Here is a 10,268-nt window from a genome sequence, read left to right as displayed (position 1 = left end):
CGAGACGTCACGTACGTGACGTCTCGGCCGACCGGAGCGACGTCTCGGCAGAGGCTCCTCGGGAGGCTCAGGTCCGCGCGAGCGCCTGTGCGCGCCACAGCTCGTCGCGCGGCGAGCGACGGCGGTCGAGGCGGGCATCGAGCAGCACCCGGGCTTCGTCCCAGCGGTCGGCGCGGAGCAGCGCGGCGATGCGGGCCTCCTCGATGATCTCTCGCTGCGCGTCGGAACCGCCCAGGCGGCGGATCGACGGCGCGAGCACGGCGAGCCGGTCGGCCGCGGCCGAGTTCTCGTCGCGAGCCATCAGGCCCAGCGCCTCGGCGAGCGGGGAGACGACGGTGGCCATGGTCGGGTGTACGTGTCCGGCGGCCCACGTCCTCAGCTCGTCGAGCGCACCGGCATCGCCGGTGGCCAGATGCGTGACCGCGGTGTGCATGGCCAGGAACGGCGTGGCCGGCCGGGTCATCGTCTCGCGGCCGGTGACGCGTACGACCTCGGCGATGTCGGGGACGTCCCGAGCGCCCGGCGTGAGCGCCCAGCGGAACAGCAGCGAGCCGGAGTCGACCAGGGCCCGGCAGCCGAGCGCGTGACCTGGCTGGAGCTGGGTCTCGTAGCGGCGGCGTACGGCGTCCAGGTTGCCCAGGGAGAGCTCGTGGAGCGCGGCGTGCCAGGAGAAGTGGGAGAGCGAGTCGATCTCGGCGCCGTCGCCGAGGACCCACGACGACATCCAGGCGAGGCCGGCCTCGTGGTCGCCGGTCTCGTAGTGCGCGTGCGCGCGGGCGTGCGCGGAGTGGCCGGCGCCGGGCTCCACCGCCAGGGAGGCGCAGGAGAGCGACATCGCGTCGTCGAAGCGGCGCTGCTCCTGGCGTACGAACGCGAGCAGGCCGGCGAACCACCAGTCGTCGCCGTAGGCGGGAGCCGCGCGCTCGACGATCGCCCATGCCTCCTCGGGCACCTCGGTGGCCCCGGCGAAGGCGATGGTCGGCACCGCGGTCGAGAGCAGCAACGCGTCTCGCGGGAAGGCCGCGAGGTGGTCGATCAGCGGCCGTGGGTTGCCGCCGATGTGCGCTTCGACAGCGTGTACGTGGCTGCGCTCCCGCTCGGTCGCGCGCCGGGCATGGAGCCGGGCCTGCTGGAGGCGTGCGGCGACGTCGACGGGAGCGCACATCTCGTGTCCGAGCAGCGCCAGCGCGGCATGTCCGAGCGCGAAGGTCGGGTCGAGGACGATCGAGGCCGCGAACGATGCGAGGGCGCCGTCACGAAGGCGAAGCACGTCGAGCAGCCCCTGGGAATAGGCCAGGGCAGCTTCGTCACTGGTGGTCAGCGCATATCCATAGCGGTCACGACACGGCACATAACAATACTAGACCACTAGACTTTAAAACCCAGGGTGGCGCGGCGGATTTCCCCAGACTCAGGGAGCGGGGAGCTCGCCCGAGCCCCGCGGGATGAGCCGGGTGCCGATGGTGACCGTCTGGGTCGGGCCGGCGGTGTCGCCGGCGATGCGCTGAAAGAGCAGTCGCGCGGCGGCCGCGCCCATGGCGCCGGGATCCTGGGCGACGACGGTGAGCCCGGGCTGGAGGAGGTCGCCGAGCTCGACGTCGTCGAAGCCGACGAGCGCCAGCCGGGCCGAGCGCCGGGCGAGCTCGCGGAGCACGCTGACAGTGGTGCGGCTGTTGCCGCAGAGCACCGCGGTCGCGGGGGACGGCCCCTCGAGAAGACGATCCAGGGCGTCGGCGGTCGACGTGGGCGAGGGCGGCGCCTGGGTGACGAGGTCGTCGGAGAACGCGATCCCGGCGGACTCCAGTGCCTCGCGATAGCCGCGCAGGCGCTCACCAGCGGTGTAGATCTCCGGCGCGTCGCCGATGAAGCCGATGCGTCGGTGGCCGTGGCCGAGAAGATGCTCGACCCCGCGCCGGCTGCCGCCGAGGTTGTCGGTGAGGATCATGTCGGCCTCGATGTCGCCGGGCGGACGGTCGACGAACACGGCCGGGATCCCGGCCCGCATCTCCGGGAGGAGATAGGAGTGGCTGGTTCCAGCCGGAACGATGATCAGGCCGTCGACGCGTCGCTCGCAGAACGCGAGGGCGAGGTCGCGCTCCCGGTCGGGGTCCTCGGCCGAGGAGCCGGCGAAGACCATCGTGCCGTGCTCCCGGGCGACCTCCTCGACCGCGCGGGAGAGCATCGAGTAGAACGGGTCGGCGACGTCCTCCAACAGCAGCCCGATGGTGCCGGAGCGTCCCTGCCGCAGGTCACGAGCGCTGGCGTTGCGCCGGAACCCGAGCTCGGCGATCGACTCGAGCACCGCCGAGCGCAGGTCGTCGTTGACGTTGGACTCGCCGTTGACCACCCGTGACACGGTCTTCAGGCTCACTCCGGCCGCCGCCGCGACGTCCTTCATGGTCGGGCGGCGCTGCTGACGGGTCTGGTCGGACGGGGGCGATGCCACGTGCTCAGCGTAGACAGACGCCGCATCGAGCGCGACAACGATGTCTCATATCTCGCTGCTCCGCTCTCCCCAGAAACCCGAAGGCAAGCGCAACTCGTCGCCAAACAGCGTTGACAACGTTGTCATCTCACGGTTCCATCTGGGGTGGCCCCCATGTGAAGGAGATCACACCGATGCACCGTTGGGACGCACCACACAGAACGAGTGGCCGGGCTCGCCTGGCCGCGATGATCGCCGCGACGGCGACGCTGGTCGTCGCGATGAGCGGCACCGCACCCGCGCTCGCCACCCCGGACGCACCCGACCCGACCGCCCCGAAGTCCGACACCGCCGACCCGCAGCGGGCCGCGGAGGGCGGTGACTGGCAGACCTCCTTCGAGGAGGACGACCCCCAGCCCAGCTGGGCTGACCTGGTCGACACCGACGAGAACGGCGACCCCCGCAGCGCGGGCGTCGCCGGGCCCGACTCCTTCGGCATCCCCGGCGACATCTCCGGGCACATCACCGGCGTGACCGCCAGCGGGGAGAACTCCGGCTCCGGCGAGGGCGCGGCCGAGCTCGTCGACGGCGACATCAACACCAAGTGGCTCACCTTCGACACCACCGGCTGGGTGCAGATCCGGCTCGACCAGCCCATCAGCGTCGTGAAGTACGCCCTCACCTCGGCCAACGACGCCGCCGAGCGCGACCCGAAGGACTGGGTGATCCAGGGCTCCACCGACGGCCAGAGCTGGACGACCGTCGACACCCGCACCGGCCAGTCCTGGGACGAGCGCTTCCAGACGCGGGAGTTCGAGATCGCGTCCCCGCAGGCGTACTCCCACTACCGCATCGACATCTCCGCCAACCAGAGCGGCGGCATCATCCAGCTCGCCGAGTGGCAGCTCTCCGACGGCTCCGAGCCCCCGCCGCCGTTGGAGAACATGACCAGCCGTCCCGACGACGGCCCCGCCTCGGCGTACGCCGCGAAGTCGAAGGTCGGCTTCACCGGGACCCACGCCTTCGAGTACGCCGGCAAGATCACCGGCGACGAGGGCCACTCCTACAACCGCGTCTTCGACGTCGACATCCCGGTCGGCAAGGAGACCGAGCTGTCCTACCTGGTCTTCCCGGAGTTCATCGAGGGCGACCTGAGCTACCCCAGCACCTACACCGCGGTCGACCTGGCCTTCACCGACGGCACCCTGCTCTCCGAGCTGGGCGCGCTCGACGCGCAGGGCTACGTACTCTCGCCGAAGGGTCAGGGCGAGTCGAAGTCGCTCTACACCAACCAGTGGAACAAGAAGACCTCCGTCATCGGCGAGGTCGCGGCGGGAAAGACGATCGACCGCATCCTGGTCGCCGTCGACGCGCCGAGCGGCCCGACGAAGTTCCGCGGCTGGTACGACGACATCGCGATCACGGCCGCGCCTGAGGAACCGCAGGTCACCAGCCGCGTCGACTACGCCCTCACCACCCGCGGCACCCAGTCCAGCGGCAGCTTCTCGCGGGGCAACAACATCCCGGCGACCGCGGTCCCGCACGGCTTCAACTTCTGGGCGCCGATGACCAACGCCGGCTCGCTGTCGTGGTTCTACCGCTACCACCAGGACAACGACGCTCAGAACCGGACCGGCCTCCAGGCCCTGACGCTGAGCCACGAGACCAGCCCGTGGATGGGTGACCGGCAGACCTTCCAGGTGATGCCGTCAGCCGCCCAGGGCGTCCCGGACCCGGGCCGCAACGCGCGCGAGCTCACCTTCGAGCACGCGAACGAGATCGCCCGGCCGTACTACTACAAGGTCGGCTTCGACAACGGCCAGAGTGCCGAGATCGCACCGACCGACCATGCCGCCGTCTTCCGGTTCACCTACCCCGGTGACGATGCGAGCCTGGTCTTCGACAACGTCAACAACGACGGCGGCCTGACCCTCGACCCCGCCGCCGGGACCCTGCAGGGCTTCACCGACACCCGCAGCGGCCTGTCCAACGGCGCCACCCGGATGTACGTCTACGCGACCTTCGACCAGCCGGTCACCGGCGGTGGCAAGTACGCCGGAGGCGAGCGCCCCAACGTACAGGGCCACCTCGAGTTCGACGCCGGTGCGGACCGGACGGTGACGATGCGCATCGCCACGAGCCTGATCGGCGTCGACCAGGCCAAGCGCAACCTCGAGCTCGAGGTCGCCGACGCCTCCTTCGACACCGTCAAGGAGAAGGCGAAGGCGCTGTGGCAGGACAAGCTCGACGTCCTCGACATCCAGGGCGCGACCAAGGACCAGAAGACCACCGTCTACTCCAACCTCGCCCGGCTCTTCCTCTACCCGAACTCGGGCCACGAGAACACCGGCACCGAGGACGCGCCGGTGTGGAAGCACGCCGTGCAGTCCACCGCCGGTGAGGCCAACCCGCCGGGCACGACGCCCACCCACACCGGTGCCGACATCGTGGACGGCAAGGTCTATGTGAACAACGGCTTCTGGGACACCTACCGCACCACCTGGGCCGCGTACTCCCTGTTCGAGCCGAGCCAGGCGGCCGAGATGGTCAACGGCTTCGTGCAGCAGTACAAGGACAACGGCTGGATCTCGCGCTGGTCCTCGCCGGGCTACGCCAACCTCATGACCGGGACCAGCTCAGACGTCTCCTTCGCCGATGCGTACGTCAAGGGCGTCAAGGGCATCGACGCCGAGGCCGCCTACGCGGCCGCGGTGAAGAACGCCACCGTCCGTCCGCCGGGCACCGCGACCAACTCCAACGTCGGCCGCAAGGGCATGCAGACGTCGTTGTTCCTCGGCTACACGCCGTCGACCGTGGGCGAGGGCGTCTCCTGGGCGCTGGAGGGCTACATCAACGACTACGGCATCGGGAACATGGCCGCGAAGCTCGCCGCGCGCGACGGGATCTCGCCGGCCGAGCGCAAGCGGCTGCGGGAGGAGTCGGAGTACTTCCTCAACCGGGCCCGCAACTACGTCAACACCTTCGACACCAAGGTCGGCTTCTTCCAGGGCCGCAACGCCGACGGCACCTTCAAGAAGTCACCGGCGGACTACAACCCGCTGGTGTGGGGCAGCGACCACGACTACACCGAGACCAACGGCTGGAACTTCGCGTTCCACACCCCGCAGGACGGCCAGGGCCTGGCCAACCTCTACGGCGGTCGCGGCGAGCTCGCGAAGAAGCTGGACGCCTTCTTCTCCACGCCGGAGACGGCCGGGTACCCCGGCTCCTACGGCGGCATCATCCACGAGATGCGCGAGGCCCGTGACGTACGCATGGGGCAGTGGGGCTTCTCCAACCAGGTCAGCCACCACATCCCGTGGATGTACAGCTACACCGGCCAGCCGTGGAAGACGCAGGAGGTCGTCCGTGAGACCCTGCGCCGGATGTACACCGGCTCCGAGATCGGGCAGGGCTACGCCGGCGACGAGGACAACGGCGAGACCTCGGCCTGGTATCTCTTCGCCTCCCTCGGCCTCTACCCGCTCCAGATGGGCAGCGAGAACCTCGTGCTCGGCTCGCCGCTGTTCACCAAGGCCACCCTCCACCTCGAGAGCGGCAAGGATCTGGTGATCAAGGCACCGAAGAACAGCACCGAGAACATCTACGTCCAGGGCGTCACCATCGACGGCAAGAGCTGGGACAAGACGTACGTCTCCCACCAGGAGCTCGCCGACGGCGGCACCATCGAGTTCGACATGGGCCCGCGGCCGTCACGCTGGGGCACCTCGCCGAGTGCTGTCCCGCCGTCGCTGACCACCGGCTCGGAGCCGGCCGCGCCGATCGCCGACAGGTCCGGCGCCGGCAAGGGCACGGTCTCGGTCAGCGGCAGCGACGGCGAGACGCTGGTCGACAACGACTCCGGGACGCAGACGACCGTGGCCGGCGACGGCTGGGTGGAGTACCGGTTCTCCGGGTCCAAGGTGCCGGTCTCCTTCTACACCCTCACCAACGGCGCCGACGGCCGCTCGCCGAGCGGCTGGGTCGTCAAGGGTTCCAACGACGGCACCGACTGGAAGGTCCTCGACCGGCGCTCGGGCGAGAAGTTCGACTGGCAGCAGGCCACCCGCCCGTTCAAGCTCGAGTCGGCCTCGAGGTTCAGCCGGATCCGGATCGAGTTCACCGGGTCCGCCGCTGAACCGATCACGCTCTCGGAGGTGGAGCTGCTCGGATAGCCCGTTGGGTGAGCTGATGCCCCGGCCCGTGCCGTCGGGCATCAGCTCACCCCCGACGGACAACCCGGCGCGCGGCCGGTTGCGGACGGCCACCGCGTCCGGGGACGTTATCGTGCAGACGTGCGGCAGCGTCATCTCGAGACGGCGAGCCGGTGCGTGACACCGGTCAGCCTCCCCGGGGCTACCCCGGGGGCCACCGGTACATCCGGGCACGGCACCGCGCGCGACAGGCTGCGCTCCGCTGCAGGTCGCCGCGCGCACGACGAGACAGGTCGAGGAGCGCTGCCGCACTCCAGCGGCGCCCAGGTCGCCTGGCTGCCACGGTGAGAGCCGACCTGGCGCGGGCGTTGGCGGCAGGCTTCCTGGCGGGGGAGTGGACCCGCAACGGCCTGGTCGCGAGCGGGGCGGTCGTCCTCGGCCGACGCACGGCCTGGCTGCGCACCTTGGCGACACAGGCGCTCGAGCTCTACCCCAGGCCGCCCCACGACCGGCCGCGCGAGCTCGCCGTGATTCTGCGCAGCCTGCCCGCAGCCGAGAAGGCGGTGGCCGTCGGCCCGGTCACCCAGCCGGTGGCACCGACGCGCATGGTCACCAACCGATGGGCCCTGCCGCAGCTCGACGACCTGGCTTCGGTCGCCGCTTTCCTCGACGTGACCGCCGCTGAGCTGGACTGGTTCGCCGACCCGCGGCGCTGGGCCCGAGCGGCCGAGGAGCCCCGGCTCCAGCACTACCGGGTCAGCCACCGGACCGCGCCGAGCGGCGCGATCCGCGTGCTGGAGGCACCCAAGCCCCGGCTGCGAGCCATCCAGCGGCTGCTCCTGGACCAGGTCGTCTCGCGGATCCCGCCACACGATGCGGCCCGTGGCTTCCGGCCGGGCGGCTCGGTGAGGTCCTACGCGGTGCCGCATGCCGGCCGGCCGATCGTCCTGCGCCTGGATCTGGAGGCGTTCTTCGCCAGCGTGAGCGTCTCCCGGGTCTACGGGATCTGGCGCACGGCGGGCTACCCCGAACCGGTCGCGCACTGCCTGGCCGGACTGACCACCTGCGTACTGCCGCGCAGTGCCTGGCGGGCGGTCCCGCGGCCCGGCGAGGACGAGCTCCTCGATGCCCACTGGCGGCTCGGGCGCCGGCTGGCCGCACCCCATCTGCCCCAGGGCGCACCGACGTCGCCCGCACTCGCCAACCTCACCGCGTACGGCCTCGATGTCCGACTCACGGCTCTCGCCCGCTCGTGGGGCGGCCGCTACACCCGGTACGCGGACGACCTGGCGTTCTCGGGCGAGGCGGGCTGGGGGCACGGCACCTCCCGGCTGCTCGACGCGATCGAGGAGATCGTGCGGGATGAGGGTTTCCGGCTCAACCCGCGCAAGACCGGCGTGATGCCGCGCGGTGGCCGTCAGCGGTTGGCCGGGCTGGTCGTCAACGAGCGACCCCGCGTGCCGCGCGAGGAGGTCGACCTGCTCCGCGCGATCCTCCACAACTGCCGCCGCCATGGCCCGAGCACTCAGAACCGCGACCAGGTCCCGGCCTTCGAGGAGCATCTGCGGGGCCGTGTCTCCTGGGTGGCCCAGCACGATCCCGTACGCGGCGCCCGGCTCCTCGCTGAGCTCGACGCGATCGACTGGAGCCGCTGACAGGTCGCACCCTCGGGCGCGGTTCGGCTGTCGGTGCCCGCCGATAGGCTTGCGGACGTGCCCGATCCGCAGAGCTATCGCCCCAGAGCTGGAGACATCCCCACCCAGCCCGGGGTCTACCGGTTCCGCGACCCCAAGGGGCGGGTGATCTACGTCGGCAAGGCGATCAACCTGCGCCAGCGGCTCGCGAACTACTTCCAGCCGATCCCGAGCCTCCACCCACGCACGGCGACGATGGTCACCACCGCGGCCAGCGTCGAGTGGACGACGGTCAACAACGACATCGAGGCGCTCCAGCTCGAATACACCTGGATCAAGGAGTTCGACCCGCGGTTCAACGTCAAGTACCGCGACGACAAGTCCTACCCGTGGCTCGCGGTCACCGTCTCCGAGGAGTTCCCGCGGGTGATGGTGGGCCGCGGCGCCAAGCGCAAGGGCACCCGCTACTTCGGCCCCTACGGCCACGCCTGGGCGATCCGCGAGACCGTCGACATCCTGCTGCGCGTCTTCCCGATGCGCTCGTGCAGCAACGGCGTCTTCAAACGCTCCCAGCAGATCGGCCGCCCCTGCCTGCTCGGCTACATCGACAAGTGCACCGCCCCTTGCGTCGGCAACATCTCCGAGGAGGAGCACCGGGAGATCGTCGACGACTTCTGCGACTTCATGGCCGGCCACACCACGACCTTCACGAAGCGGATCGAGAAGGAGATGTACGCCGCCTCCGAGGCCCTCGACTTCGAGAAGGCCGCCCGGTTGCGTGACGACCTCGCCGCGATGCAGCGTGCCCTGGAGAAGCAGGCCGTGGTGCTCGGCGACGGCGCCGACGCCGACGTGATCGCGCTGGCCGAGGACCCGCTCGAGGTCGGTGTGCAGATCTTCTACGTACGCGGCGGCCGCATCAAGGGCCAGCGCGGCTGGGTCGCCGACCGGATGGACGACGCCGACACCGCCGGCCTGGTCGAGCACTTCCTGCTCCAGCTTTACGCCGGCGAAGACGCGGAGGCGATCCCGCGCGAGATCCTGGTGCCGGCCCTGCCGCCCGATCACGAGACCCTCGAGGAGCTGCTCTCCGACGTACGCAAGGCGAAGGTCCGGATCCGGGTCCCGCAGCGCGGTGACAAGAAGACGCTGCAGGAGACGGTGGCGAAGAACGCCGAGCAGGCCCTCGCGCTCCACAAGACCAAGCGTGCCAGCGACCTGACCATCCGCAACCGGGCGCTGGAGGAGATCCAGGAGGCGCTCGAGCTCGACGAGGTGCCGCTGCGGATCGAGTGCTACGACATCTCCCACCTGCAGGGCACCGAGATCGTGGCCAGCATGGTGGTCTTCGAGGACGGCCTGGCCCGGAAGTCGGAATACCGGCGGTTCATCATCAAGGGCCAGGACGGCTCCGACGATGTCCGGGCGATGCACGAGGTGATCACCCGGCGGTTCAAGCGACTGCTCGACGAGCAGTCGACGTCGATCGTGTCGACCGAGGTGGAGGGGGCCAGCGGTCCGATGCTGGTGGATCCGGAGACCGGTCGGCCCCGCAAGTTCGCCTACGCCCCCGGACTGGTCGTCGTCGACGGTGGCGCGCCCCAGGTCGCGGCCGCACAGCGGGCCCTGACCGAGCTCGGGATCAACGACATCCCGGTCGTCGGTCTGGCCAAGCGGCTCGAGGAGGTCTGGGTGCCGGACGAGGAGGACCCGGTCATCCTGCCGCGGTCCTCGGAAGGGCTCTACCTGCTGCAGCGGGTCCGCGACGAGGCGCACCGGTTCGCGATCACCCATCACCGCGGCCGGCGCAGCAAGTCGATGGTGGAGAGCCTGCTCGACGACGTACCCGGCCTGGGGGAGGTGCGCCGCAAGACCCTGATGAAGCACTTCGGCTCGCTCAAGAAGCTCCGCGCCGCGACCGTCGAGGAGATCGCCCTGGTGCCCGGCATCGGCCCCGCCACGGCGACAGCGATCAAGACCGCTGTGGAGCAGACGGCGAAGAATGGCAAGGTTGGCGCCATCAACGTCACCACCGGCGAGATCATCGAGGAGTAG

Annotated in this window: 5 protein-coding genes; 3 read left to right on the top strand and 2 right to left on the bottom strand. The window is 70.3% G+C overall.

From position 1 onward, the window contains the following. Positions 1 to 67: 67 nt before the first annotated feature. Together UG56_RS16460 and UG56_RS16455 are read right to left on the bottom strand one after the other, a co-directional pair. Positions 68 to 1,351, bottom strand: coding sequence for a pyridine nucleotide-disulfide oxidoreductase (locus UG56_RS16460; RefSeq protein WP_045547792.1), 1,284 nt, complete (start codon positions 1,349 to 1,351; stop codon positions 68 to 70). Positions 1,352 to 1,411: 60 nt separating this feature from the next. After that, positions 1,412 to 2,446: a LacI family DNA-binding transcriptional regulator gene (locus UG56_RS16455; protein ID WP_218145229.1), complete on the bottom strand. Its 1,035-nt coding sequence runs from the start codon at positions 2,444 to 2,446 to the stop codon at positions 1,412 to 1,414. Between the two features lie 227 nt (positions 2,447 to 2,673). Here UG56_RS16455 and UG56_RS16450 point away from each other — a divergent pair, with 227 nt between their 5' ends. The 3 genes from UG56_RS16450 (at position 2,674) to uvrC (ending at position 10,268) form a co-directional block, all read left to right on the top strand. Beyond that, positions 2,674 to 6,600 (top strand): GH92 family glycosyl hydrolase, encoded by a 3,927-nt coding sequence (locus tag UG56_RS16450; protein ID WP_256206680.1) that lies wholly within the window; start codon positions 2,674 to 2,676, stop codon positions 6,598 to 6,600. Positions 6,601 to 6,923: 323 nt separating this feature from the next. Continuing rightward, positions 6,924 to 8,234, top strand: a complete 1,311-nt coding sequence (locus UG56_RS16445; protein ID WP_143055071.1) for a reverse transcriptase family protein — start codon at positions 6,924 to 6,926, stop codon at positions 8,232 to 8,234. A 57-nt stretch (positions 8,235 to 8,291) separates the two neighbouring features. Beyond that, complete coding sequence (gene uvrC, locus UG56_RS16440) at positions 8,292 to 10,268, top strand: excinuclease ABC subunit UvrC (protein WP_045547793.1); 1,977 nt, start codon at positions 8,292 to 8,294, stop codon at positions 10,266 to 10,268.

Origin of the sequence: Nocardioides luteus (assembly GCF_000960475.2) — a bacterium.
Lineage (GTDB): Bacteria > Actinomycetota > Actinomycetes > Propionibacteriales > Nocardioidaceae > Nocardioides > Nocardioides luteus_A.
Note: the sequence above shows the minus strand (reverse complement) of the source record. Positions and strands in the feature narration are given on the sequence as shown.

Excerpts from the sequence above, each read along its gene's own strand:
- UG56_RS16450 (WP_256206680.1), top strand. The coding sequence starts at position 2,674 with ATGATCGCCGCGACGGCGACGCTGGTCGTCGCGATGAGCGGCACCGCA.